The organism is Halosimplex salinum (assembly GCF_003730195.1).
Classification (GTDB): Archaea; Halobacteriota; Halobacteria; order Halobacteriales; family Haloarculaceae; genus Halosimplex; species Halosimplex salinum.
Genome location: NZ_QWGG01000002.1, coordinates 111,939 through 137,976, shown reverse-complemented (window position 1 = coordinate 137,976; position 26,038 = coordinate 111,939). Strand labels below are relative to the sequence as shown.

The 26,038-nt window shown below is 68.9% G+C and carries 23 protein-coding genes; 9 read left to right on the top strand and 14 right to left on the bottom strand.

Going from position 1 to position 26,038, the window contains the following annotated elements; all coding sequences use genetic code 11:
- The first annotated feature begins 24 nt into the window (after window positions 1-24).
- On the top strand, window positions 25-1,329 hold the full coding sequence (locus tag D1409_RS06000) for an amidohydrolase (protein ID WP_123535112.1): 1,305 nt from the start codon (window positions 25-27) through the stop codon (window positions 1,327-1,329).
- Window positions 1,330-1,501: 172 nt separating this feature from the next.
- A complete protein-coding gene (locus tag D1409_RS05995) occupies window positions 1,502-2,239 on the top strand; it encodes a hypothetical protein (protein ID WP_123535110.1) in 738 nt (245 codons plus the stop codon).
- Window positions 2,240-2,364: 125 nt separating this feature from the next.
- On the opposite strand, the gene D1409_RS05990 is transcribed toward D1409_RS05995, so the two are convergent.
- The 4 genes from D1409_RS05990 to D1409_RS05975 all read right to left on the bottom strand — a co-directional run bounded on the left by D1409_RS05990 (window position 2,365) and on the right by D1409_RS05975 (window position 5,354).
- Window positions 2,365-2,838, bottom strand: a complete 474-nt coding sequence (locus tag D1409_RS05990; RefSeq protein WP_123535108.1) for an RDD family protein — start codon at window positions 2,836-2,838, stop codon at window positions 2,365-2,367.
- 155 nt (window positions 2,839-2,993) lie between these two features.
- A complete protein-coding gene (locus D1409_RS05985; RefSeq protein ID WP_123535106.1) occupies window positions 2,994-4,055 on the bottom strand; it encodes a zinc-dependent alcohol dehydrogenase family protein in 1,062 nt (353 codons plus the stop codon).
- A 230-nt stretch (window positions 4,056-4,285) separates the two neighbouring features.
- Window positions 4,286-4,612 (bottom strand): hypothetical protein, encoded by a 327-nt coding sequence (locus tag D1409_RS05980; RefSeq protein ID WP_123535104.1) that lies wholly within the window; start codon window positions 4,610-4,612, stop codon window positions 4,286-4,288.
- A 193-nt stretch (window positions 4,613-4,805) separates the two neighbouring features.
- On the bottom strand, window positions 4,806-5,354 hold the full coding sequence (locus D1409_RS05975; RefSeq protein WP_123535102.1) for a KH domain-containing protein: 549 nt from the start codon (window positions 5,352-5,354) through the stop codon (window positions 4,806-4,808).
- A 137-nt stretch (window positions 5,355-5,491) separates the two neighbouring features.
- Here D1409_RS05975 and D1409_RS05970 point away from each other — a divergent pair, with 137 nt between their 5' ends.
- Complete coding sequence (locus D1409_RS05970; protein ID WP_235853517.1) at window positions 5,492-6,178, top strand: hypothetical protein; 687 nt, start codon at window positions 5,492-5,494, stop codon at window positions 6,176-6,178.
- 28 nt (window positions 6,179-6,206) lie between these two features.
- Here the strand turns inward: D1409_RS05970 and D1409_RS05965 are convergent, their stop codons facing one another.
- From D1409_RS05965 to D1409_RS05950, 4 genes are all read right to left on the bottom strand, one after another.
- Window positions 6,207-7,445 carry an ABC transporter permease gene (locus D1409_RS05965; RefSeq protein ID WP_123535100.1) on the bottom strand — a complete coding sequence of 413 codons (1,239 nt, stop codon included), beginning with the start codon at window positions 7,443-7,445 and terminating at the stop codon, window positions 6,207-6,209.
- Window positions 7,446-8,261, bottom strand: a complete 816-nt coding sequence (locus tag D1409_RS05960) for an ABC transporter ATP-binding protein (RefSeq protein ID WP_394339019.1) — start codon at window positions 8,259-8,261, stop codon at window positions 7,446-7,448.
- A 29-nt stretch (window positions 8,262-8,290) separates the two neighbouring features.
- Entirely contained in the window at window positions 8,291-8,638 is a 348-nt protein-coding gene (locus D1409_RS05955; protein ID WP_123535096.1) for a hypothetical protein, read from the bottom strand.
- Between the two features lie 91 nt (window positions 8,639-8,729).
- Window positions 8,730-11,549 (bottom strand): DUF1508 domain-containing protein, encoded by a 2,820-nt coding sequence (locus D1409_RS05950; RefSeq protein WP_123535094.1) that lies wholly within the window; start codon window positions 11,547-11,549, stop codon window positions 8,730-8,732.
- Between the two features lie 232 nt (window positions 11,550-11,781).
- Here D1409_RS05950 and D1409_RS05945 point away from each other — a divergent pair, with 232 nt between their 5' ends.
- A complete protein-coding gene (locus D1409_RS05945) occupies window positions 11,782-12,933 on the top strand; it encodes a DUF4367 domain-containing protein (protein WP_123535092.1) in 1,152 nt (383 codons plus the stop codon).
- 27 nt (window positions 12,934-12,960) lie between these two features.
- Here D1409_RS05945 and D1409_RS05940 read toward each other — a convergent pair whose 3' ends face one another.
- The 3 genes from D1409_RS05940 to D1409_RS05930 form a co-directional block, all read right to left on the bottom strand.
- The gene (locus tag D1409_RS05940) at window positions 12,961-14,178 is read right to left on the bottom strand and encodes a tryptophan--tRNA ligase (protein WP_123535090.1); all 1,218 of its coding nucleotides are present in this window, start codon (window positions 14,176-14,178) and stop codon (window positions 12,961-12,963) included.
- Window positions 14,179-14,718: 540 nt separating this feature from the next.
- Window positions 14,719-15,543 (bottom strand): MBL fold metallo-hydrolase, encoded by an 825-nt coding sequence (locus D1409_RS05935; RefSeq protein WP_123535088.1) that lies wholly within the window; start codon window positions 15,541-15,543, stop codon window positions 14,719-14,721.
- A gap of 88 nt (window positions 15,544-15,631) precedes the next feature.
- A complete protein-coding gene (locus D1409_RS05930) occupies window positions 15,632-16,606 on the bottom strand; it encodes a RodZ family helix-turn-helix domain-containing protein (RefSeq protein ID WP_123535086.1) in 975 nt (324 codons plus the stop codon).
- Window positions 16,607-16,770: 164 nt separating this feature from the next.
- Here D1409_RS05930 and D1409_RS05925 point away from each other — a divergent pair, with 164 nt between their 5' ends.
- Complete coding sequence (locus D1409_RS05925; protein WP_123535084.1) at window positions 16,771-17,574, top strand: aldo/keto reductase; 804 nt, start codon at window positions 16,771-16,773, stop codon at window positions 17,572-17,574.
- A 30-nt stretch (window positions 17,575-17,604) separates the two neighbouring features.
- On the opposite strand, the gene D1409_RS05920 is transcribed toward D1409_RS05925, so the two are convergent.
- The gene (locus D1409_RS05920) at window positions 17,605-18,333 is read right to left on the bottom strand and encodes a sugar phosphate isomerase/epimerase family protein (protein ID WP_123535082.1); all 729 of its coding nucleotides are present in this window, start codon (window positions 18,331-18,333) and stop codon (window positions 17,605-17,607) included.
- A 104-nt stretch (window positions 18,334-18,437) separates the two neighbouring features.
- Between D1409_RS05920 and D1409_RS05915 the strand changes: the two genes are divergently transcribed.
- The 3 genes from D1409_RS05915 (at window position 18,438) to D1409_RS05905 (ending at window position 21,288) form a co-directional block, all read left to right on the top strand.
- Window positions 18,438-19,649 (top strand): glucuronyl esterase domain-containing protein, encoded by a 1,212-nt coding sequence (locus tag D1409_RS05915; RefSeq protein ID WP_123535080.1) that lies wholly within the window; start codon window positions 18,438-18,440, stop codon window positions 19,647-19,649.
- Between the two features lie 450 nt (window positions 19,650-20,099).
- Window positions 20,100-20,927, top strand: coding sequence for an IS5 family transposase (locus D1409_RS05910; RefSeq protein ID WP_123535078.1), 828 nt, complete (start codon window positions 20,100-20,102; stop codon window positions 20,925-20,927).
- A gap of 37 nt (window positions 20,928-20,964) precedes the next feature.
- On the top strand, window positions 20,965-21,288 hold the full coding sequence (locus D1409_RS05905) for an ArsR family transcriptional regulator (RefSeq protein WP_123535077.1): 324 nt from the start codon (window positions 20,965-20,967) through the stop codon (window positions 21,286-21,288).
- A gap of 39 nt (window positions 21,289-21,327) precedes the next feature.
- Here the strand turns inward: D1409_RS05905 and D1409_RS05900 are convergent, their stop codons facing one another.
- Together D1409_RS05900 and tatC are read right to left on the bottom strand one after the other, a co-directional pair.
- Window positions 21,328-21,945, bottom strand: coding sequence for a histidine phosphatase family protein (locus D1409_RS05900; RefSeq protein ID WP_164471583.1), 618 nt, complete (start codon window positions 21,943-21,945; stop codon window positions 21,328-21,330).
- Window positions 21,942-23,657 carry a twin-arginine translocase subunit TatC gene (gene tatC / locus D1409_RS05895; protein WP_123535073.1) on the bottom strand — a complete coding sequence of 572 codons (1,716 nt, stop codon included), beginning with the start codon at window positions 23,655-23,657 and terminating at the stop codon, window positions 21,942-21,944. Before tatC ends, D1409_RS05900 begins: the two co-directional genes overlap by 4 nt.
- Before the next feature lie 158 nt (window positions 23,658-23,815).
- Between tatC and D1409_RS05890 the strand changes: the two genes are divergently transcribed.
- Window positions 23,816-26,023, top strand: coding sequence for a twin-arginine translocase subunit TatC (locus D1409_RS05890; RefSeq protein ID WP_123535071.1), 2,208 nt, complete (start codon window positions 23,816-23,818; stop codon window positions 26,021-26,023).
- Window positions 26,024-26,038: the final 15 nt, after the last annotated feature.

The following is a 26,038-nucleotide window of genomic DNA, read 5'->3' as shown; positions in this document are numbered from 1 at the left end:
CACCCGCCGGGCGAATTCCGGGCCATGACCGAACGTCTCGTCGCCGGTGGACAGGTACTGCGACCCGATCTCACCGTCGAGCGTGCGGACGTGCTCGTCGACGACGACAGCGGCGATATCGTCGACGTGGCCGACCCCGGAACGCTCGACGGCGACGACGAACTCGACGCGAGCGACGGGCTGGTGATCCCGGGACTCGTCAACGCCCACACGCACGTCGCGATGACACTCCTGCGGGGCTACGCCGACGACAAGGCGCTCGACGCGTGGCTCCAGGAGGACGTCTGGCCGGTCGAGGGCGAACTCACCCCCGACGATGTCGAGGTCGGCGCGGAACTCGGCTTCGTCGAGATGATCAAGTCCGGGACGACGGCGCTCTCGGACATGTACTTCCACGTCGACCGGACCGCCGACGCGGTCGAGCGAGCGGGCGTCCGGGCGGTGCTGGGCCACACGGCCGTCACCGTCGGTAAGGACGACGAGGCGGCGCGCGCGGACCTCCAGCAGAGCCTCGACGTCGCGACGGAACTCGACGGCGCGGCGGACGGGCGGATCACGACGACCTTCCAGCCCCACTCGCTGACGACCGTCGGCGAGGAGTACCTCCGCGAGTTCGTCCCGAAGGCCCGCGAGGCGGGCCTGCCGATCCACTACCACGCCAACGAGACCGAGAACGAGGTCGCCCCCATCGTCGAGGAACACGGCGTGCGCCCGCTCGAATACGCCGACGACCTCGACCTCCTGGCCGAGGACACCTACGTCGCCCACGGCGCCCACGTCGACGAGACGGAGATCGAACTGCTCGCCGAGCGCGACACCGGCGTCGCCCACTGCCCGGCCTCGAACATGAAACTCGCCAGCGGGATGGCGCCGGTCCAGCGCCTGCGCGACGCGGGCGTCACCGTCGGCATCGGCACGGACGGCGCCGCGTCGAACAACGACCTCGACGCCTTCGACGAGGTGCGCGACGCGGCGATGATCGGCAAACTCGCCGCCGACGACGCCAGCGCCGTCCCCGCGGAGGCCGTCGTCGAGATGGTCACGCAGGGGAGTGCCGACCTGCTTGGCTTCGACAGCGGCCGCGTCGAAGCGGGCGCGAACGCCGACCTGGCCGTGATCGACCTCGACGCGCCCCACCTCACGCCCGCTCACGACCTCGTGAGCCACCTCGCCTACGCCGTTCACGGGAGCGACGTGCGCCACACCGTCTGTGACGGCGAGGTCCTGATGCGCGACCGCGAAGTCCTGACGCTGGACGAGGCCGCGGTGCGCGAGCGCGCGAACGAACACGCCCGAGACCTTATCGCGCGAGCGGAAGCCGACGACTGACCGGTTCGAACCGGCGGACGACCGGAACGGGCACGCGACCCCGATTCGGACGCTTCAGCGGTCGAACGTGTCGATTCTCACTTCCAAGAACGGCTTAAATCGGGCAAAATCGGGCCAAATTGGCGCAACTGTAAGCGGTACCTAAGTGGGATCCAGTCCTGGTGTAGTCCGTATGAGTTCACACACACGCGCGATCGTGCTGGCGGCACTGATGGTCGTCTCGGTGGCGGCACCGGCGATGGGGGCGACGACGGTGGAGTCGCTGAGCGTCGACGTGACGCAGAGCGACGGGGCTACCGTGACGGTCACGAACGGGACGACTGACAACGGCACGGGGGTCGAAAACGCGACGGTCAACGTCACGACGGTGACCGAGAACGTCACGTACGGGGGCGCGGGCGAGTACGAGACCGGGCCGAACGGGACGGTCGACCTCCCGGCGCCCAATCAGACCGTGACGGTGTCGGTCACGGCCGAGATCGACGGCGTGTCCGACTCGACCACGGCCGAGCTGACCACCGGCGAGAACGAGACGACGATGCCGTTCGGACTCCAGGTCGTCGACTTCATGGCCGGGCTGAACGAGACCGAAGGGCCGCGCGGTCAGGCGGTCGCGGCCTGGGTCACGGCGAACAACCCCGGCAACGGGAACGGCCCGCCGGAGCACGCCGGACCGGGCAACGAGACCGCGAACAAGACGCAGGGGCCGCCGGCCCACGCGGGTAACAACAAGACCGAGAACGGGACGCAGGGACCGCCTGCCCACGCCGGTGGCAACCACTCCGAGAACGGCACGCAGGGCCCGCCCGAACACGCTGGCGGCGGCAACGACGACGAAGAGGGCGACAAGAACGATAACGGCGGCAACAACGGCGGCGGGAACGGCGGCGCGAACGGCAAGGAGAAGTAACCGAGTCGCACCGAGGTAGCGGTCGCTCATTTTCCGCACACCGACGCTCCGGGAGCGGACGTGCCGGCGGACGCCGGTGGCGTCTGACTCTCGCACTGTCGGTCACCTGACGGCCACGGTGTAGATCACCTGACGACCACGGTGTCGGCGACGCGGTCGCCGATCCGCTGGGCCGAGTCGGACGCGGCGACCGCGGCGATCCCGACGACGTAGAGCGCGGGGATCCAGTCGACGAATCGGAGAACGTTCCGAACCGCCGCCGCCCGCAGCGAGAGCGGCGACCCGTCGGCGGCGTCGGTCACCCGGATCCTGACGAGGTACTTTCCGACCGTCCTGCCGAAACGCCACTCCATGACGGTGTGATATCCGATCCCCAGTGCGAACCACAGCACGAGCGCGACGAGCGCCGGCGTCCCGCTGAGGTCGGCGTCCACCCCGCTCGCGGTCGCCGTGATATCCCCCGTGATCGCCGTGACCGGGTACACCGCGACGAACGCCAGCGAGAACCAGACGACGGTGTCGATCGCCATCGCCACGCCGCGGATCCCCGGTCCGCATCGCTCTGTACCGTCCGCTGTGTGCCCCCTGCGTTCCCCCATACATCGCGATTGACACTAGCTCTCAATATTTCTTGCCGTTCTGGAGGCTGTCGGGATAAGGACGGTTCGAGGGCGGGGCGAAGACGGAAGAAGACAGAGCGAGGGCGGGGCGAAAACGGAAGAAGACAGAGCGGGGGCGGGGCGCGGATAGCCCGTCAGAAGCTGTCGATGACGGGGATACCGACCGTCTCGAAGTCGGTCATGTCGTCGAGGACGTCGGAGACGTCTTCGAGGCCGATGCGTTCGGTGATGATCGCGGCGGGGTCGAGTTTCCCCGTGGCGACCATCCGGAAGATCTCGTCGTATCGTTCGGGCGGCATCCCCAGCGCGCCGAGGAAGTCGATCTCGCTGGTGACCATCTCGTCGGTCGGGAGCGGGAGGTTCCCGCCCGCTTCCTTCGTCGTCAGCCCCACCTGAACGTGCTGGCCGGTCTTGCCGAGGCTCGCGACCGCGTTGCGACAGGTCGTCTCGATGCCCAGCGCGTCCATCGACACGTCGGCGCCGCCGTCGGTGATAGCCCGCACTTCCGCAGCGGGATCCTCGACCTCGGCGGCGTTGATCGTGTGGACCGCGCCCTGCTCCTCGGCGAAGTCGAGTTTCTCGTCCATGAGGTCGACGCCGATCACGTTGGCGCCGATGGCGTCGGCGATCTGGACCGCAGAGAGGCCTACGCCGCCACAGCCGTGGACGACGAACCAGTCGCCCGCGCCCACGTCCGCCCGGTGGGCCAGCCCGTGGAAGGCGGTCATGAACCGACAGCCCAGCCCCGCCATGTCGACCGAGGAGACGCCCTCGGGGAGGGTGACGAGGTTGTGGTCGGCGTGGGGCACCGGTACCTGTTCGGCGAAGGCACCCGGTGCAGCGGGCTGGAGACCCAGCGCCTGCCGGTTCTCACAGATGTTGGAGTGGCCGGTCTGACAGAGGTGACACGACCCGTCGCCGAGGTTGAACGGGACGGCGACGTGGTCGCCCTCGGAGACGCCGTCGACCTCGTCGCCGACGGCGACGACGTGCCCGGCGGGTTCGTGCCCGAGGATGTGGCCGGGGACGGGGTCGAGGCCGCGCCACTCCCAGTCGCCCTGCCAGGCGTGCCAGTCGCTGCGGCAGACGCCGCAGGCCTCGACGGCGACCACCGCGCCGTGGGGCTCGGGCTCCGGGTCGTCGACCTCCCGCACGTCCAGCGGTTCGCCGTAGTCCGTGAAGACTGCTGCTCGCATACCCGAGACATCGGAGTCGCCCGTGAAATAGTCTCGCCAAACCGGCGCGACTCGGCGGTCCAGAACACCCACGGTACCGGTGAACCCCGCCGACCGGCGGTGCGTTACGCGCGACCGACGGACGTGCCCCTCCGAGAGCCGGTAGTGCCACGCCCAGCCGGCAGTCGGTTTCCGAAGTGATCACAGCGGAGTGACGTGGCTACTCAGGTATCGGTTCTCGTCCCGTTCCGTCAGTCTCCCTCGCCCGTGGGTGAAATAACGTTGATCGGACGGATCTCCACGTCGTCCGAAGCGACGATCCGGACGGTGATATCGTCAGAAGACCTGATGATGACACTTTGTTCCCGGATCTGTTCGCCGTCGATCCGGATCGCGAGTGTCGCCGCGTGGGTGTAATCGAGTCGGGGGACGAAGTCGGAGACGGTCTCGGACTGGTTCGGGTCCAGTTCGCCCGCCGTACTCCGTTCCTCGAAGTCGCCCGACGCGACGACCCTGAACTCGTGACTCCGGTCGTCGGTGTTTTCGACGTCGAGATCGACGTCGTCCGAACCGAGCACTTCCGAACACCCCGAGGAAACCAGTGCCGCGACGGGTACGGAAACGAGAGATAGAAACTTCCGCCTGTTCACGTGGATTCGATCGTTCCTGTCCGGTATATCGTTTCCGTCGCCGGACGCCGCTGTTCGTGGCTGTCGCCACTACGGTAGAACGAGAGGGACAGTCCTCGGAAGCGACGACAGGGTCGGACGTCTAGCCCGTGAACTTGTGGTAGTCGAGGCCCTTGTGTTTCATCTCGTTGTGCTTCTCTTCGAGGAAGGAGTAGACGGTGCCGTGGGGCGCACCTTCGATGATCATCTCGGCGGCTTCGCGGACCACGTCGACCTGTTCGGGGCCGCCGATGATGCCGACGGTCGAGCCGTAGATGACGACGGATGCGCCGCTGAGTTCCTCCATGAGTTCGCGCGTTCGGCCGTCCTCGCCGATGAGTCGGCCCTTGTGGCGCTGGAGGTCGTTCTGGTTGCGCGCCGCGGCGGCCACGTCGATGATGTCGAACATCATCATGTCGTCGTCGAGCAGGCGCATGGCCTCGTCGGGCGCGAACCCGCGTCCGATGGCCTTGACGATGTCCGGGCCTTTCAGGGCGGTGATGGGGTCGCCGGTCTGTTCGACCTTGACCTGCCCCGTCTCGCTGTCGACGTCGAGTCGGACCTCCGCTCGGTCCTCGATCTGCCGCAACGTCTCACCCCCTTCGCCGATGAGCGCACCGATCCGGTCCTGCGGAATCTTCACGTGTTGCATGCCCAACCGTAGGTGACTCCGCCGTTTTAAGGCTTTGCTGGCATCGTCGGCGTGTGACAGGGGCACACGACCGGTCGTCGCGGCGGCGCGATTCACCGAACCGACACGGTAATGTCGGCTCGGAGAAACTATCGGTCGTGGTCCAGTCGCTCATGGGGAGACAGCGCGGGGGGCTCTACGTCGTCGTAGGGTTCGCGCTGTTGCTGAACCCGTTCGTCGTAGGGGCACTCGATATCGGCGACCCGGACAGTCACACGTACGAACCGACGGAGGTCACGTTCCACGACAACGGAACCCTCGACCGGCCGGGCGGCGTCGGGGAGATCGATCCGGCGGTCGCCTGCTTCGAGTCGATCCCGCAGCGGACCTGTATGCTCGAACGGGCGATCCGCGCGAACGGTGGGGTACAGTACGACGGGCTCTCGTCGACGTTTCTCCGACACGACTACCGGTTCGTCTACGTCTACGGCGAGGGATTCTTCGAACCGGTGGCCGACGACCCGGGCAACGGGACCGTCGAGTACACGCTCGCCCCCGTCTCGCAGTCGGCGGCGCTCGACTCGATCTCGGATCCGAGTCGCGAGGCGACGGAGGGCGTCCGCACCGCGCTCGAAACCGGCGAGTACCGAACGAGCGACCCGCTCGACGGCGCGAACGAACTCGTCGTGTACGACGGGTCGTACTACGTCGTCTCCGAGGTCAGTTCCCGGACGACGACGGGCGAACGCCGCACCATCGTCGTCTTCCTGCAGTGGACGCTCGGTGCCGCCGGTGCGTGGCTCGTCCTCCGCGGTCAGCGCCTCCGTGTGGCCGCCGGCGGGTAGCCGCGGCGGACGAGCGATCCACGCCGAGTCACTCGTAGCGCAACGCGTCGATCGGGTCGACCCGGGCCGCGCGCCAGGCCGGGTAGAGTCCCGCGACCACGCCCACGAGGACGCCGACGACGACGGCGAGCGCGGCCCAGCCCGGTGCGAGGGTCAACGGAATCTCGGCGTACCGGGTCGCGACCCACCCGCCGGCGACGCCGAGCGGCACCCCGAGGACGGCGCCGAGCGCGCCCAGCAGGACCGCCTCGGCGAGGAACAGCTGCATCACGTCGCGGCTGCGGGCGCCGACGGCTTTCATGATCCCGATCTCGCGGGTCCGCTCGGTGACGCTGACGAGCATGATGTTCGCGATGCCGACGGCGCCGACGACCAGCGCGATGACGGCGATGCCGGTGACGAAGCGGGTGAGGCGCGTGACGATGCGCTCGATGCGGTCGACGAGGTCGTCGTTGGTCTGGGCCGACACCGCGTACCCGTCGGGGACGAGCAGCGCGGCGTCGGAACGGTCGCCGGCGAAGTACCCGCGGACGCGCTCTTTCGTGGCGGTCGTGTCGCCGGGGTCGGTGACCACGGTCACCTGCGGGTAGACGAACTGGTTCCCGACCGCGTTGGGGCTCTCGACGACCGACTGGTAGAACGGGTCGGCGGGCAGGAACACGCGCGGCTGGTCGCTGAACGAGCTGAAGGGCAGTTGCCCGCCGGTGCCGTTGACGATGCCGACGACGGTGACGTTCTCCCGGTCGCCCGAGGCCCGCGTGACCGTCAGCCGGTCACCGGCCGAGAGGTTCCCGTCGAAGAGCCGCGCGGCCGGCCGGTTGACGACCGCTTCGCGCTCACCGTTGCGAAACGAGCGCCCCTCCTCGAACGTGGCCGTCGCGAACGCGGTGGCGTTGGTCGCAGTGACCTGACTGCGGGCGATAGTCTGGTCGCCGTGGCCGATTGCGCTCACCGGGACGATCCCTCGCGGGACGACCCGCTGGACCCCCTCGATATCGCGCAACTGCCCGAGGTCGTACTCGGTGAACACCGGCTGTCCCGCACCGCCGAAACCGCCCTCGTCCGCCTCGCTCGCGACGAGGTAGATCTCGTTGGCGCTGGAGCCCTCGATCTCCGAGACGACGTCGGCCTTGAGGCTCGCGCCGAAAGTAGCGAACGTGACGACCGCGGCGATGCCGATGACGATGCCGATCACCGTCAGCGCCGCCCGCAGTCGGTGGGCGCGCAGCGAGCGAACGCTGATCCGGAGCGTCTCCGCGGCGTCCATCTACGCGTCCTCCGTCTCTGTGCCGGCCCCTGACCCCTCACTGTCTCCGTCCCCTGTCTCGACCACGGTCTCGACGCCCTCGATCTCGCCGTCGCGGAAGTGGACGATCCGGTCGGCGTGCTCGGCGATGTGGCGCTCGTGGGTGACGAGCAGGATGGTGTTGCCCGCTTCGTGCAACTCCTCGAAGAGGTCCATGATCCGCTCGCCGGTCTCCGTGTCGACGTTCCCGGTGGGTTCGTCGGCCAGCAGGAGGGCGGGGTCGGCCGCCAGCGCGCGGGCGATCGCGACCCGCTGGCGCTGGCCGCCCGAGAGCTCCGTCGGCTGGTGGTCGAGTCGGTCGCCCAGTCCGACGTCCGCGAGCAGTTCCTCGGCGCGTTCTCGCCGGTCCGCGCGGGGCCACTCCTGGAACACCAGCGGGAGCGCGACGTTCTCGACGGCGGTGAGCCGCGGCATCAGGTTGAACGTCTGGAAGACGAAGCCGACCGTCCGCCCGCGGACGCGCGCCCGTTCGGCCTCCGAGAGCGCCGCCAGGTCCTGTCCGTCGAGCCTGACCGTTCCTGCGGTGGGGGTGTCGAGCCCACCGACGAGGTTGAGGAGCGTGCTCTTGCCCGATCCGCTGGGGCCCATCACCGCGGTGTAGGAGCCCTCGGGGAGCGAGAGCGAGACGTCCGACAGCGCGTCGACCGTGGCTCCGCCCTCGTACGTCCGGGTCACGGCTGCCAGTTCCACCACCGTGTCGGCGTCGCCGGGGTCCCGTCCCGCCGCCCCCGGCGGCGGATCGGTGCCCGCCTCCGTCCGCTCGGTCGCGTCGGTCACACCCGTCCCAGGGGTCGCACTCAGATTAATCATCGGACGGTCGTCCCGGCGACCCCGGCGACGTGACAGGCGAAGACGACTCCGTAGAGGACGAGGTGCGCGGGACTGTCCGGCGTGAAGACGACCGCGATTCCGGCCATCACGACGACGTAGGCCAGCGCCGCGCCGGCCGCGAACTCGCGAACGCCGACGCCGGTGAGCGCCCCGAACGCGGCGCCGAGCGCGACCGCCGCGGTAAACACCGCGACGAGCGTCGCGGTCTCGCCGATCGCCGCGGCCACCGCCGTCCAGTAGACGGCGCCGGGCGGCCAGAGGACGAGCGCCGCGACCGCGGCGAAGACGGCACTGGCCGCGACCGCTCTGGCGTCCACGTTCACGGCGGTGGGTTCGACGCCCGCCCGGAAATCAGTTGGCGCGGGCGCTCGGGCCGGCGGTCCGGTTCGGCAATACTCGGAGACGGTTCACGCCCTACTCCGCGGTGGAGACCCAGGCGTCCGGGCCGAGCGCCTTGATCGTCGAGAGGTCCTCCTGGGCCTCGACGCGGCTCGGGAAGGTCGCGATGCTCTCGGCGAGTTCCACGCCGTGGTCGTCGACGAGCCGCCAGGTCCAGCCGTCGTCCGTCCGGTGGAACTCGAAGGCGGCGGAGTCGATCTCGAGGACGCTCGCGTCCTCGAACGCGTCGCGGGCCGACTCGATGTCGCGCTCCGCGGCCGCCTGGGACTCGTGATACCCGGCGGCGGCCCCGATGGCGCGCTGTTCCTCGTCGACGAGGCGCCAGGTCCAGCCCTCCTCGTCCTCCTGGAGTTCGAAGGCCAGTTCGTCGTAGTCGAGAACGTCCGCGTCCGGTGCGAGCGCGCTCACGCGGCCGACCGCGGACTCGACGGCCTCGCGGTCGTCGTACGTCGCCGACGCGCGGGCGAGCGACTGGTGGTCGGCGTCGACGAGTCGCCACGTCCAGCCGTCGTCCGTGCGGTAACAGTCGAACGCGGCGTCCCTGATCTCGTAGACGGTCGTGTCCGCGGCCGAGGCCTGCAGGTCCGAGATCGCCGCCGCGACCGCGTCTCGGTCGTCGTAGGACACGCGACCGGTCGCCACCGGCTCGCGGTCCTCGTCGACGAGTTCCCAGTGCCAGTCGTCGGGGTCGAGGCGGACCGCGAGTCTGCCGACGGTCGCCACCGACGCGTCGGTCGCGTCGGCCGTCATCGATTCGACGGCCGCTTCGGCCTGGTGGCGGGTCCCGAACTCCGACGGCGACTCGGCGACGATCCGGCCGTCGGGGCGGACGAACCGCCACCACCACTCGTCGTCGCCGTCGGCGTAGACCTGGAAGATACCGTCGCGCATCCGGCGCTCCTCGACGTCGCCGACGGAGCCGACGAGGCTGTCCATCGCCTGCCGGGCGCCCTCCTCGGAGTCGTAGCGCGTCGCGCTGTCCGCGATGGTGTCGCCGATGTCGTCGACGAGCCGCCAGCCCCAGCCGCCGTCGTCCTGGAACAGCTCGAAGGCCGCGTTCTCGATCTCGAGGTGCTCGGCGTCGGGAGCGTTCTCCTGCAGGGTCATCATCGCGCTCATCGCGTCGTCCTTCGACTCGTACTCGCCCTGGCCGCTGTCGGCCAGGACCGTCCCGTCCTCGTCGATGAGGCGCCACCGCCAGGCGCCGCCCTCGGCCTCGTACACCTGGAAGGCGGCCGTGTCGAACTCGATGAGGTCCGCCTCGGGCGCCTCGGTTCGGACGCGCTCGACCGCCGCGGCGGCCTCGTCTTCGGACTCGTAGTCGTCCGTGCTCCGGCCGTGGACCGCCCGCTCCGAGTCGACGAGCCGCCAGTGCCACGCGCCGTCGTGGCGGTACGTCTCGAACTCCCGGTCCTCGATCTCGACGACCTCGGCCGACCCGGCGTGGGACTTCAACTCCCCGGCACCGGCCGCGGCCGTCTCCGCGTCGCCGACGGACTCGACGCCGCGAGCGACCGGCGAGCCCGCGTCGTCGACGAGGCGCCACGCCCAGTCGCTCCCGGTCCGGTAGACGTCGTAGCTCGGCTCGCCGGCGACGACGGTGGTCGCGTCCTCGACCGTTTCGAGGAGGTCGTAGACGGCCTCTTCGGCGACGCCCTTCGACTCGTAGGCGTCCGTGCTCGACGCGAGGCGGCGGTGACCGTCGTCCCGGAGATGCCAGCGCCAGCCGTCGTCGGCCGAGCGCAGTTCGACGCCGTAGGAGTCGACGACGAGTTCGGTCGCCTCGCCGACCCGGTCGCGGAACGCGTCGAGGTCGGCCCGGGCCCCCGAGCGGTCGCCCTGGGTCTCGACGCACTCGGCGAGCGGGGTCCGGTCCTCGTCGACGAGTCGCCAGGAGAACTCGGAGCCTCGCTGCTGGACGTCGAAGGCGGCCTCGTCGCGGACGATGACGTCGGCGTCCGGTCCGTGGTCCTTGATCACGTTGATGACCGACTCCGCGGTGTCGCGCGACTCGAAGTCGCGCCCGCCTTCCGCCACGGCGCCCCCGTCGTCGCGCAGGAGGTGCCACTGCCACTCGCCGTCGCCGCTCTCGTACAGCCGGAAGGCCGCGTGCTTGATCTCCAGCAGGCCCGCGTCGGCGACCTGCTCTTTGACCGCCTCGACCCGCTCCTCGGCCTCGAGCCGCGAGAGGAACGACCCCGTGCTGCCCGCGACGGCGTTCTGGTCGATGAACCGCCAGTTCCACTCCGTCCCCCGTTTGAACACCGCGAACAGCCCGCCGCGGTCGGTCTTCCCGAGGGCGATGTCCGGGTGCTCGTACTCGTGGCCGACCGTCGTCTCCGAGAAGTAACTCCGCTCGCCGGTGACGACCGGGACCATGATCACCACCCCGGCCACGATAGCGACGCCCGCGGTGTAGACGGCGATGATCTCCTCGCTGTAGCTCGGCGTCCCGAAGTGCCAGTTCTGCGGGTAGTGAATCGCGAACAGCACGACCGCCGCGAGCCCGACGAGCGTCCCGATGACGGCCGCGTAGAGGCTCCGGTTGGTCACCGGTAACAGCGACACGATCCCGAGCAACGAGATCACCAGCCCCGGTGCGGCCAGGAGCACCGCGACCTTCCGCACCAGGTACAGCGTATCGGTGGCCGCCCCCGACCCGCTCGGCCCGATCAGGTAGACGAGCATCCCCCCGATCGCCAGGAGGTACCCCGTCATGAGCAGGGTGTACCCGTAAACGTCTATCTTCGACTCCGGTTCTCGAACGTACTTCGTGTACAGTTCGAACAGCCGCCCGTCGTAGGGCGTCCCCCGACTGTTCGTTTCTGTCGACATGGCCCACCGAACAGAGGTGGGTATAATAAGTCTTCAGACAGTTCATCGCGCTCTGGGGCTGATTGTAAACCGCGAGCGTCCGGTAATCAGCCGATCAGAAGCCGGATACTGCGCCCCGTCCCCGACTCGTTGACTTCCCGACAGCTCCGCGCGGGAGGGACGTTTCGGTCGGTTCGCCGTCGACCCGCTCCCCGTCCGTGTCGTTAACCGTCTGCAGTCCCAATCTGGGATCATGACAGACGAGCGAGGATCTCTCGCCACGCGGGTCGCGCCGCTGGCCGTCGGCGTGGTCGTGGTCGCCCTCCTGGCGGTCGTCGCGGTCGGCGCCCTCCCCGCGGACGCCCTCTCGTCCGACGATTCACCGGCGGCCGACGAGATACTCGACCGGGTCGAACAGCGCTACGACAGCGCCGAGACGCTGGCCGGTGACGCGACGATCACGACCGAGAACGCCACCGCCGAGCGGTCGGCGAACGTCTCCTTCGTCGCCGAGAAACCCAACAGCACCCGGTTATCAGTCGTGAAAAACGGAAGCGAGTACGTCGTCGGCACGAACGGCACGGTCGCGTGGGCCTACGACCCCGCGAACGAGACCGTCCGCGTGCGCAAACTCCCCGACAACGAGAGCGCGTGGAATCACTCCGAAGCGTACGGGAACTACTCGAAAGCGCACGGAAACCACACCTGGAACGGGACCCACGCCTGGGCCGACGAGAACGGGACCGACGGCCCGGCGAACGTCTCCGTCGAGCGACTCCTCGAGGAGAACGTGAGCGCCGAACTGCTCCGAACGACGACGCTCGACGGCGCCGAGACCTACGTCGTCGGGCTCGAACACGACAACGAGTCGTATCGCGGGAACGCGACGCTGTGGGTCGACACCGACGACTACCGCGTCCACCAGTTCCGGGCGAGTTACGGCGAGAACCGAACGACCGTCGCCTTCGACGGGGTGCAGTTCAACGCCAGCGTCCACGAGAGCACGTTTCGACCGCCCGACGACGCCTCGGTGACGACCGTCTCGCAGGAGCGTTACGATAGCTTCGAGGCCGCACAGGAGGGCACCGACCTCACACTCCAGCGCCTCGACGCGGAGGGGTACGACTTCGACGGCGCGACCGTCGTCACCCGCGCCGGACAGACGGTCGTCGCGCAGGAGTACACCGGCGACGCGGACGTGAGTGTCGTCGCCACCGCCGACGACCTGCCCGGCGGACTGAACGCGACCGAGGGAGAGTCGGTCTCCGTGAACGGCGAGAACGCGACCTACGTCGAGCGCGACGACGGCTCTGCGGTCGTCTGGGAGGACGACGGCGTCACGCGAGCGGTGGTCGGCGACCTCACGCGGGCGGAACTGGTGGAACTGGCCGAAGCGGTCCGGTGACTTCGCGTCGACCACCGTCCGACCCGCTCAGTCGAACACCGACGGCCGCAGTCGCTCGCGCTCTTCCTCGGTCAGCCGATACGGGCCGAGTTCCTCGCGCAGGTCGCCGAGCGCCTCTCGACGCTCCTGATGCTCGGCCAGGAACTCCCCGATCCGCTCGGCGGCGACTTCCTTCAGTTCGCCCGTCAGCAACTCGCCCGAGCGATACTGCGCCGCGAGGTCCTCGACGCGCTCGTCGTCGGGTTCGAAGAACGTGTGCAGGTACTGGTAGGCCACGTCCACGGCGGGGTCGCCGCCGTGCTCGCGGTGTTCCTCGATATCGACCCGTCCCCCGGAGTGGGCGTACTGCATGATCTTCTCCCGGACGGTGTCGCGGTCGTCGGTCAACTCGATAGCAGGCGCGTCCGAGGAGGAGGACATCTTCCCCGGTCCGTCGAGGGCGGGGAGGAACTTCCCGAGGAGCGCGCCGGGTTTGTCCACCGCAAATCGCTCCTTGGCGGCCACGTCGCGACAGACCCGGACGTGCGGGTCCTGGTCGACGGCGATGGGGACCAGCGTCGGGTGGCGCCCGTGGACCAGCTGGGGGAGGAGCAGGTGGGTGGCCTGCATCGCCGGATAGAAGGAGAGACCGACGTTGTCGGGGTCGCCGTAGGTCGCGTCGACGGTGGACTGCGTGATGTCCGCGGCGACGCGCGCGGCCTGCGGGTAGAGGGCGTCGGCGTCGAGGCGGTCGACGACGATGCGCGTGCGCTCGGGGTCGAAGCCGACGGCGAGGAGGTCCCGCAGGTTGCTCCGGGTCGCGGCCTCGATCTCCGAAAAGGAGAGGTCCTTCGCGTAGAACTTCTCGTCGTCCGAGAGCGGGACGTAGACGTACGCGCCCGTCGCCTCCTGCAGTCGCTTCGCGAGGTAGAAGACGAGGACGTGCCCGAGGTGCATCGGGCCGGAGGGTCCGATCCCGGTGACGATCGAGTGTGTCTCGCCGGCCTCGGCGGCGCCGAGATAGGGGTCGACGTCGCGCCCGGCGTAGAAGACCCGTCGGCGGAGCATCGGATGGTCGGGGAACCGTCCGACCTGCTCGTCGGTGAGTCGGTCGGCGCCGAACTGCTCCAGCAGGCGGTCGTAGTCGACCGTCCCCTCGACGTCGTAGGGCGTGACGGTGAACTCGTCGGAGTCCGATCCGGACGGTTCGGTGGCGGGGGTGTTCTGGTCGGCGTGCTGTGCGTCGGTGGCTGTGTCGTCGTGCATGTGTCTCTGTGGGATCTGCGGTGGCTGGCGGGCGAATCGGTCGGAAGAACGAGTGAGCACCGCGCCCCGGGCGGCCGGGTTACGCCCGGACGCCCACGGTCACGACACTGTCCGCTCTCGAAGCACGCGCACGCCAGCGCCACCCGAGAGCGGACTCTCTCATCGGTTCACGGTATTCTGTTCGCGTAGAAATACGTTTCGGAGCACAGTCGTGAGCACGGAGTCCCGTGCTCTGAACGAGCGTCCGCTACAGCGACCGCTAGCTCGAACGGAGCCGCGAACAGCGTGAAAGCCCCGACGCGTTCGACCGTCCGGGGATCGCTGCGCGCGCTCACTCCGTTCGCGTGCTTACGTCGCCCGGGCCGAACGCGTGCTCGTCCGGTTCCTGACGACGCAAGCACCGCAGTGACCGGAGAACGAGGAGCGCAGCGAGTCGGAACCGGACGAGCGCTCGGGGGCTTTCACGCTGTTCGCGGTCGTTCTGACTGCGGTCGCTCGACTGGTCCGAAGCACCCCTCCCCGAGACTCGACGTATCCCACTCACAACTCGAAGTACTCGCCGTCGACGGCGAGTGGCTCCTCGAACGCGTCGTCGGCGTCGAGGAAGTGCGAGACGTGGACAACCCTCGTTTCGGCCGCGTCGAGATCCTCGCCGAGCGCCTGTGCGCCTTCGACGGTCATGTGCTTCGTGCCGAAGGTGCGCGGGACGCCGTCGTCGTCGAAGTGCGCGCCGCCGGCGGGGTGGTGCGCACAGAGGTCGGCGGTGACGATGCCGTCGGCCAGCAACAGGTCCGGGTCGGCGAGGGCGGTGCGGGACTCCTCGCCGATACCGTACGTCGAGTCCCCCGAAATCGAGAGCTTCGCGCCGGTCTCGGGGTCCTCGATGGCGAGGCCGTAGCACACGAGCGGCGGGTGGTCGACGGGGACGAGCGTCACCTCGAACCCGCAGGTCTCGACGGGTTCGAAGGGGGTCGTCGGGACCTCCTCGACCTGTTCGAGGTAGTCGTAGCGCCGGCGGACGGTCTCGGCGACGCTCTCGCCGGTCTGCGGGTCGGTCTCGTCGGCGGCGTACACTGGCAGGTGGTCGATCAGGCGGTAGACGTGGCCCAGCCCGTCCAGATGGTCGAAGTGGATGTGCGTGATCACCGCCGCGTCGGGGAGGGGCACGTCGCGGGCGAGAAACTGGTGGCGGAAGTCGGGGCTGGTGTCGACCAGCAGGGACTCGCCGGTGCGTTCGTTGCGGACGTGGACGGAGAAGCGGGAGCGCTCGACGCCCAGTGCGTCCGCTCGGTCGCAGGTCTCGCAGTCACAGCCGGGCGTCGGCGTCCCCGTCGTGTCGCCCGTTCCGAGGAGGGTGACCTCCATCGGCCGAGGCAAGGGGAGGTGGGCGCCTAAAGGGTGCGGTCGGCGGCGAGGGCATCCGCCCCCGTTTCGGGTGGAACGGCCGCTCGGCTCACTCCGATTCGTCGTCCCACGGTTCGACGCTGACCTCGTAGGCGTGCGTGTTGGTGAGGAGCCGCGCCGTGTCGTCGGCGAACTCGTGGACAGCCTCAGAGACGGGCGGACCCGAGACGGCGGGGGTGCCGGCGGTCTTCTTCCAGTCCTGTAGCGCCCCGTCGACGACGGTGCGGACCGACGACTCGACCTCGGGTAATCGGAGTTCCACCGGGTCGTCGGCGTCGTCGACCGGCGACAGCGTGAGGACGTACCAGACCTCCGTGCTGAAGAAGACCGCGTCGGTCGCGTGGATCTCGCTCCCGCGGTAGGTCGTCCCCTTCTGACTGACGTACTCGCCGAAGAAGTGCTCGCGCACCCACTCGCCGGTCTCCGTCTCGGGGTAGACTGACGGCCAGTCGCGAGAGTCGTCGAGGGCCTCGACGACGACCTCGCGGTGGGCCCCCGGTATCTCCGAAACGGGCGTCACCGAGGCGTCGTCGGGCGGGGTCGCCTCCTCGGCTTTCAGGCCCATCCTGTGCCGTGGGCCGCCCTCGGCCGAGATCTCGTAGACGCCGCCGGCGTCGCCGACGGGGTCGACGATCTCGACCGCGTCGAACGCCGGGAGGACCGGTTCGGGCGCGTAGACGAACGCGTCGGCGGCCGCGCGGACCGGTCCGTCGCCGGTCGCGGCGCCCCGGAGGATCGAGGCCAGTTTCGGCGGGTAGACGGTCAGCGGCGCGTCACCCGACGGATCGCCGGGGTCGAGCACGAGCGACGGGTCGGCCGGCGTCCCGCTCGGCGTTCGGGTGGACCCGTCGGTCGCGGTGCCGGTCGACGTCGGAGAGCGCGCCTCGGTCGGCGTCTCGGCGGGCGTGTCCGTCGGCGTCGCGGTCGACGAGGCGTCGGTGGCGTCGTCGCTCGCGAGACAGCCCCCGAACCCGGCCGCGACGCCGGCGACCAGTCCGAGGTATCGTCGTCGGTCGTCGTCCATCGTGTTCGATCGACGACAGCCTGCGGAAAAGTATCTTCAGGTGGATCAAGCGACCGTTTGACCGGTGGGCAGGTGATGCCGGGCGCTGCCGTGCCGCGGTCGCGACGCGGGCCGCGGGTTCCGCGACCGGCACGCCGAAGGGGTCGGGCGCCGATCCGCGGACGATGCCAACGGACGCGCTCCCCCGGATCGGGCTGGGCACCTACTCCGACGACGACCGCGAGCAGTGGCGCGACAACGTCGCCACCGCGCTCGACGAGGGGTATCGCCACCTCGACACCGCACAGGACTACGGCAACGAGCGGTACGTCGGCGACGGCCTCGCCACCGCGGACGTGGACCGCGACGAGGTGTTCCTCGCCACGAAACTCGCGACCGGGAACCTCGCCTACGACGACGTGCTCGCCACGACCGAGGACAGTCTCGACCGACTCGGGGTCGAGTCCCTCGACCTCCTCTACGTCCACTGGCCGGTCGGCGCTTACGACCCCGACGGGACCCTGCGCGCGCTCGACGAACTCCACGACGCGGGGACGATCGACCACGTCGGGCTGTCGAACTTCTCGCCGGAACTCCTCGACGAGGCCCGCGACCGCCTCGACGCGCCGGTCGCCGCCCACCAGGCGGAGTGTCACCCGCTCCTCCAGCAGGACGAACTCCGCGAGTACGCCCGCGAGCACGACCACTGGCTCGTCGCCTACTCGCCGCTGGCGCAGGGAGCGGTGTTCGACGAGCCCGTGATCGCAGACGTCGCCGAGAAACACGACGCGTCGCCCGCACAGGTGTCGCTGGCGTGGCTGCTCTCGAAGGACAACGTCGCCGTCATCCCGAAGGCGAGCAGTCGCGAGCATCAGCGACAGAATTTCGCCGCTCGCGACCTGTCCCTCGACGGCGAAGACCTCGCGCGCATCGACGGGATCGAACGCGAACACCGCGTCATCGACCCCGACTTCGGCCCCTGGAACTGACGGGCCCCCGCCGGCCGCGGTCGGCGCCGCTCAGACGAGTTCGTTCGTCCGCGACCCGGCCCGCTCCAGCGAGTCGAGCGGATTCGCCCCCTCGTACTCGTAGATCAGCCACTCGCTGTCGTTCTCGTCGACCGCGTCGGCGACCGCGTCCAGGTCGAGGTCGCCCTCGCCGACCGGGACCGACTCCCCGGCGTCCACGTCGTAGTCTTTCAGGTGGACGAGCCGCGAGCGGTCGCCGAGCGCGTGCAGACGCTCGACTACGTCGTCGCCCGCCGCGAGCGCCAGCCCGAGGTCGAGTTCGATGCCGAACGACGTCTCGTCGACGAAGGCGTCGAAGCCGGTCCGGTCGCCCAGGTCGGTGTACTCGTGGTCGTGGTTGTGGTAGTGGAGCGCCATCCCGTGGGCGGAGAGTTCGTCCGCGAGTTTCGCGAGGCGGGCGGCCGCGGCTTCGACGGCCGCCACCGACTCGAAGTGTTCGGCGTCGAGCCACGGGACGACGACGTGGTCGACGCCGAGGTCGTCGTAGAAGGCGACCGTCTCGTCGAAGTCGTCTTCGAGCGCGTCGAGCCCGACGTGTGCGCCGGCCACGTCGAGGCCCGTCTCGTCGAGGGTCGCCCGGACCGCATCCGGGTCGGCCTCGGTGACGCGGTAGGCGAACTCGACACCCTCGAAGCCGGCGTCGGCGACGAGTTCGAGCACCTCGGTGAACGGGCGGTCCACGTCGCGGAGCGTGTACAGCTGGACGGCCGAGCGAGTCATATCGAGAGGTGGGTCGGCTCGCCGAAAGGCGTTGGCCTCCCAGTGAGTCGCGCCGGTTCCCGGCGGTGGCTTTTCGGTCGGGGGCGTCCACCCGTCCGGTAGCGATGGACGAAGACGCCCCGCGGGCGCTCCCCGCCGTCTCCCGACTGGAACCGCGAGACGAACTCCCCGACCCGCTCGAACCGCTCGACGGCGACCGCGTCAGGACCGCCGAGGACTGGCGCGAACGGCGGCGCGAGCTCCGACGACTCCTCCGCCACTACGTGTACGGCTACGCGCCCGAGGCGCCCGACATCGAGACCGAAACGGAGCGCACCGCGGGGGTTCTCGACGGCGCGGCGACGCTCGTCGAGACCGAGATCGGGTTCCCCGACCTGCCCGCCGACGCGCCGTCGATCACGCTCGCGCTCTACCTCCCGACCGAGGTTGCCGACGCCGACGAGTCGGCCCCCGTCCTGCTCGGGCTCAACTGGGGTGGGAACCACGCGGCGGTCGCGGACGAGGCGGTCACGATCACCGACCGCGCCCGCGAGTACGGCGCCGACGAGCGCGGCGTCGCCAGCGACTACTGGTGCGTGGACCGGGTCCTCTCCCGGGGGTACGGCTTCGCCACCTACCACCTCGCCGACGTCGACCCCGACAACCCGGACCGCGCCGACGGGATCCGCCCGTACTTCGACGACGAACTGCCAGGGCCGCCCGGGACGGAGTGGGGCAGCCTCGCCGCGTGGGCGTGGGGGCTCCAGCGCTGTGTCGACGCCCTCCGCGAGCGCGACGGCGTACGGAGCGACGAGATCGCCGTCACCGGTCACTCCCGCTGTGGCAAGGCCGCGCTCCTCGCCGGCGCGACCGACGAGCGGATCGGCCTCGTCGCGCCCCACCAGTCCGGGACCGGCGGGACGGCGCTCAGCCGCGACAACGGGCAGGAGTCCGTCGGCGACATCACCGGCACGTTCCCTCACTGGTTCGCCGACACCTTCTCGGCGTTCCACGGGCAGGTCGACCGGCTCCCCGTCGACGCGCACTGCCTCGCCGCGCTCGTCGCCCCGCGCCCGCTGATCGACACCGAAGGCGCTCGCGACTACTGGGCTAACCCCGGCCGCGCGCTCGACGCGCTCCGGGCGGCCGAACCGGTCTGGGAACTCCTCGGCGAGGACGGGGCCGCCGACGACCTCCCGCTCCACGAGGGCGACGAGATGAGCGAGGAGACGGTCGGGGCGGTCTGTCAGTTCCGCCGCGAGACCGAACACACCCTCGACGCCGGCTACGTCGACGCGATCCTCGACTTCGCCGACGTGCACTTCGACCGGGCGTGACCGACCGGGCGTGACCGACCGTATGCCCACCGTGTGACCCAGTGTGCTCCCTCGCACGGCAGAACCGGTCTGTGTTTCACGCTCCGTATCACAGCGGTCGGTTCGGCTCTCTCTCCACGGGTTTTTTTCAAATGAGTCAGCGTACTGGTCGTTACTATCCGCCGGCTGGTTTCGAAAGAAACTGTGTTTCAGTGGGGTCTAAACGCCAAACGTGCCGACAGGACCGGTGTCGGATCGTGGGCGTAGTGGCTCTCTGTGAATTCCACATACTGATCGAGTACTCGACTACTAGGCTGTCACTCACTTACTCAAACGTTCAGCAAAGTAGAAAATATGGGGGAGTTATACTTGTACGCAAGATATTACACGTATGGGCTCTGGTGAATCGCTAGACTGCGTCGGCTTCGACCGTCAGAACTAGGAAGATGAAGCGGGAAACCGTCGATGCCTATGTCGAAAATTTCCCGCTTCACGAGCAAAGTCGTTCAGTTAGCTAAAAATGCTGTTGGTGGGCGAGGCGAAGTCGCCGCCCCCGAAGGGGGTGGCGGCTTCGCCGAGTATGCGGTAGTGTCGCTGCACTGTCTGCGGGTTTACCTGGAAAAATCCTACCGAGAAGCACTCGATTTGCTAAGCGAGATGCCGCAAATACTCGGGGAGATCGGCCTCAACGCGGCCGATCTCCCCGACCACTCCACGCTAGTCAAGTGGTTTGACAGAATCAAGACAGCGCTCTGGCGAGTGCTGCTGCGCCTTTCGGCGCAGCTGCACGAGCCAAGCGGTCACGCCGCCATCGATGCGACGTTTTTCGACCGCGAAAACGCTAGCAAACACTACTGTCGGCGGACGAATTACCGGGTTCAGACGCTCAAAGCAACTGCTCTCGTCGACACAGAAAACCACGCCATTCTGGACGTTCACTGTACGACGGAGAAACGCCACGACACACAGCTCGGCTGGCAGGTCGCCCGCCGCAACGCGGGCGACCTCGCCAGCCTCGCTGCTGACAAAGGCTATGACTGGATGGATTTACGCGAGAAACTTCGTGAAGAGGACGTAAGACCGCTGATCAAACATCGTGAGTTCCGGCCCATCGATCACGCGCATAACGCGCGGATCGATGGGCCTCGCTACCGCCAGAGAGCAATGTGTGAGACCGTCTTCTCCACGATCAAGCGCACGCTCGGCGACGCCGTGCGTGCGCGAACCTGGTACGGTGAATTTCGTGAACTCGTCCTGATGTGTGCGGTTCACAATATCAAGAAGACTCTGAAGCCGTGAAATCAAGCTATGTCTGGCGATTCACCACGGCCCACGTATGAGAAGTAGGAGCGGGACGCTTTCTTTCGACGAGATGGTCGACTCTCTGGCGAACGTGCAACGGCGGAAACTGTTGGTCGCGCTGATGGACCACAATCCGCAGGACGATACACCGGTGGCCGTCGTCGGGAGCGACGAGGACGCCGTCGGGCAGTTGATCGAGATGCAGCACATCCACCTGCCGAAACTCGCGGAGTACGGGTTCATCGACTGGGACAAGGAGTCCCACGAGGTGGCGAAAGGGCCGAAGTTCGACGAGATCAGGCCGCTGCTCGAACTGCTCGACGACCACGCGGAGGAACTGCCGCCCGACTGGCTGTAAGTCGTCGGCGTCGCCGCCTTTTCACGAGTGTCCGTCCCGTCACCCCGGGAGGTGTTCGGTCCGGTCCCGGGCGACGAGCGACGGCTCGGTCCGGCACTCGATCGCGGTGACGCCGCAGTTCGACGGCGAGAAGTCCGCGGCGAACGACGACAGGTCGCGGCCCGTTATCTCGGCGAGGACGGCGCGGATGGGGCCGCCGTGCGTGACGACCACGGCGGTCTCGCCCGCGTCCACCGCGTCGACCAGCGCCCGCCAGCCCTCGCGGACGCGCGTCTCGAAGGCGGGCAGGCTCTCTCCGCCGGGGACCGACTGCACGGCCAGCAGGGACCCCTCGCGGTGAAAGGTCGCGTGGCGACTGGCGGCGTCGGTCCGGGTCGCCCCCTGCAGTTCGCCGAAGTGCCGCTCGCGCCACGCCCGCGACGGCGAGGGCCCGACGTCGAGGCCCGTTTCCCGCAGTACTTCGGCGGTCTCACGGGTGCGTTTCAGGTCGGAGACGACCAGCCGGTCGACCGCGTAGTCGTCGAGGAGATGCGAGCCGACCGCGCGGGCCTGGTCGCGACCGCGGTCGGTGAGCGTCGAGTCGGCCCACCCCTGGATCCGGCCGGCGCGGTTCCACGTGGTCTCGCCGTGCCGGACCAGTAGGACCGTCGCCGTCACCCTCGGTTCTGGTACCAGTCGAGGACGACGACGACGAACTCGAACGTGACGACCAGTCCGACGACGACGCCCGCGGCCTCGACCGGCGCGAGGTCCACCGCGCCGACCCGCTGGAGCAGTTCGGGGTCGGGGCTCCCGAGGTAGCCGACGAACAGCGAGAGCGGCCAGACGGCCACGCGCGCCCTCGCGAGTCGGCCGTACGTGCGGGCGCTGTCACCGAAGCGACGGTAGAGGTACAGTACCCCTTCGTACGTCCCGATCAGGGCGACGCCGATCAGGAGCGGCGTCATGCGGGTCATGCCCACCTGCGCGAGCGTCTCCGTGAGGGCGGCGGGCAACCGGTCGTAGTACCCCTGCGGGAGCGGCGCGGTGCTGACCGCGTAGCCGGCGACGACCGAGACGAGCCACGCGAACGGCCGGCGGGCCGCGACGGCCTCGGCCTCGGGCAGGGTCGTCGCCTCGCCCGTCCAGTAGAGGAGCAGGAGCGTCCCCTCGAACAGGAGGATCATCGTCGCGGCGACGAGGATAGGCGCCATCCCGGTCGGGTCCGGGCTGAAGAGGAAGGCGACGGTCGCGAACCCGCCCCAGAAGTAGATGCGGCGGCCGGCCAGCCAGCGCCGCGAGGTGACGCCCATCATGACCGCGAGCATGATGAGCAGCGGGATCTGGAAGACGAGCGCGAAGAAGCCGAGCATCATCACGATGAGGTTGAACGTCTCGGTCAGGCTGAACGTGACCTCCGCGGCCTGTTCCGTGTAGCCGGTGAAGTAGACGAACAGCGTCGGCAGGATGAGCAGGTACGCGAAGAGGACGCCGACGCCGGCCAGGACGAGGCTCGTCGGGACCGACGCGAGGTAGTAGCGTCGCTCGCGGGGGTAGAGACCGGGACGCATGAAGAGGTACGACTGGTAGACGGTGAGGGGCAGCGCGGCGATGAAGCCGACCAGCGAGGCGACCTTCAGCCGGGCGAACATCAGCGCGAGCGGGTGGAAGAGGTGCGGACAGGCCGCGGCGGTGGTGTCGGTGGTCGGACACACCTCGGGGGACCCCGAGAGGAACGAGTACCACAGGAAGGTGATGAGCCGGTCGGCGAAGGGGAACGTCAGCCCGCTGACGAGCGCCATCACGACGATGACGATGCCGAGGCGGCGGACCATCTCCTCGATGTGCTGGGCCAGCGGCATCTCCTCGTCGTCCGGTGCGCCGCCGAGCCCGCCGGCGTCCTCCGGGGCGGCCGGCGCGCCCTCCGCGGGCCCGCCTGTCGACGGGTCGACGTGCGGGTTGATGTCCCCGCCGAACTCCGTGGCCTCGGACCCGCCGTCCGCCGTGGCGTCGTCGTCGGCATCGTCGTCACGATACTCCGACGGATCGCCGGGGGCCTCGTCGTCGTCGACCCCTGGGAGGGCGTCGGGTGTGGGAGAGGGGTTGGCGTCGCGCCCGTCGTGGCCGTCGCTCTCGCTCTCGCTCTCGTCCTCGTCGTCCCAGCGGTCGGAGTCGTAGGTCTCGTCGGGCGGCGGTCCGGGCTCGTCGCCGTCTCCGTCTCCATCTCCGTCTCCGCCGTCGCCGCTCGCCTCGGAATCGCCGCCCGCTTCGTCGTCGGTCCGGCGTTCGTCCGTGGGGTCGTGCCTGTCGGGGTCGCCGGGGATCGACTCGTCTGGCGGACCGGCGGCTTCCTCGTTGTCGTCCGAGTCGCCGGGCCGCTCGTCAGTCATTCGTCGCTGGGTTTGCGCCCCCCTATTGTAAGCCTTCTTTTCGCGTCACCTCACAGCGGGCCGTGACCGCCGCTCGGCGCCTCGTCGCACCGAGTCGTCCCGCCGTTTGTCTCGTGATGAATAGATTGATAACAGTCACTCGGTTACCACTCCCCGAGATGGCTGCAGCGATCGACGAGGACACCAAGCAGACTGTCGCACAGGGTCGCGCGACCCTCGGGTCTCTGATCGGCAGCGCCCGCGACGACCTGCGAAAGGCGTTCCTCGTCTTCGTGTTCGGGTTCATGGGGACGTTCTACGCGCTCAGACTCTACGTCTGGGACAATCTCAAGGCCGACCTCAACCAGCACGAAGAGATCCGGATCGTCGCCACCACCCCCTTCGACGTGATCCTCCTGCAGGCGAAGATCGGGATCTTCGTCGGCATACTGATCACTATCCCCGTCCTCATCTACTACGGCCGCGACGCCCTGCGGGCGCGTGGCTGGTGGCCCGCCGAGGACGTGCCGCGCTGGAAGCTCGCCTTCCCCGCGACCCTCTCGGTGGTCCTGTTCGCTGGCGGCCTCGCCTACGCCTACTACCTCTTCTTCCCGCTCATGCTCGGCTTCCTCGCCGGGAACGCCGTCAACGCCGGCTTCGAGCCCACGTGGTCGATCGTCAAGTGGACGCAGTTCATCGCGTTCCTCGGGCTCTCCTTTGGCCTCGCGGCCCAGTTGCCCCTCGTGATGAGCCTGCTGGCGTACCTGCGCATCGCCAGCTACCAGGCGATGCGCGACCGCTGGCGCTACGCGGTGATGGGTATCTTCGTGTTCGGCGCCTTCTTCTCCCCGCCGGACCCGCTCACCCAGATCATGTGGGCGCTCCCGCTCGTCGGCCTCTACGCCTTCAGCCTCGCACTCGCCCGCTTCGCCGAACTCCTGCGGCGCTCGGCGGACGAGGTGTCGGCCAGGCTGGTCGTCGGCAACCACTGGAACGAACTGGCGGCGCTGGTCGTCCTCGCCTTCGGCCTCGGCTACCTCGTCGTCGCCCGCTACGGCGTTACCGCGGTCAACGAGGCGTTCGCGATACTCCCCGAGCAGTACCAGCGTGGTCCCTTCCCGAGCATCGCCGAGGCGACGGGACTGGACCCGCAGCTCGTCGCCGTGCTCGTCGGGATCGTCGTCGCGCTCGTCGCGCTCGGCGTCGGCCTGTTCGCCTTCGCGTTCCGCGAACTCGACGCCGCGCGCGACCCCACGGAACCGATGGGCTCCCCCTCGGACATCGACCTGCTCGCTCTCGACGCGGCGGCCATCCCGGCCACGCCGCCCGAGCGCTTCGAGGAGATGAACGAGGGCGAAGCGACCGAACTCGCCCGGGAGGCCCTCCAGGACCAGGAAGACCCCGACAAGGCACAGGCCATCCTCGACCGCTTCGACGAGGTCCAGGAGGCCCAGGAGGCCCGCGCCGAAGCCGAGAGCGAGGGCGGCGAGGGGACGGCCGACGGGAGCGACGGCGCGACCGCGGACGACGAGGAGGGGGGCGGCATCCTCTCCTCGACGACGGCGGGCGTCGTCGACTCGTTCACCGAGGAGGAGACCACCGAGGACGACATCGGCGGCTACTACTACGACATCGCGTTCATCCTCGAGAGCCTCACCTCGCGGGCGTTCCGACTCGTCGCCGTGTTCGGCGTCGTCATGGCCGCGACGTTCGTCTTCCTCTACCAGGGCGGGATCGGGACGCTCAAGGAGGTCTTCTTCAGCCGGATGCCCGAGAGCCAGGAGGTCCAGGCCAACATCGTGACGCTCCACCCCGCGGAGGCGCTCATCTTCGAGATCAAGTTCGCCACGTTACTCGGGCTGGTGGCGACGCTGCCGCTGATCCTCTACTACATCTGGCCGGCGCTCAAAGAGCGCGGGCTCGTGGGCGGCGACCGCCGCCTGCTCGGCGTGTGGGCCGTGACGCTGCTCGTCGGCATCGTCGGCGGGAGCCTCTTCGGCTTCCTCTACGTCGCGCCGGCGATCATCTCGTGGCTGGCGGCCGACGCCATCCAGTCGAGCATGGTCATCCACTACCGGATCAACAACTTCGGCTGGCTGGTCGTCGCCACGACCGTCGGCGTCGGGCTGCTCGTCGAGGTGCCCGTGACGATGTTCCTCTTCCACCGGGGCCGGCTGATCACCTTCCAGAGCATGTTCGACCGCTGGCGGACGGTCGTCATGGCTATCATCGTCACAGCCGCCTTCATCACCCCGTCCAGCTTGCTCACGATGCTCGTGTTCTCCATCCCGACGGCCGGCGCGTACATGGTCGGTCTCGGCATCCTCTGGCTGTACACGCTCGGCGGCCGACGCACGCCGCGCCGCGAAGGCGAAGCCGCCGACTGACGCGCCCGGTCCGTA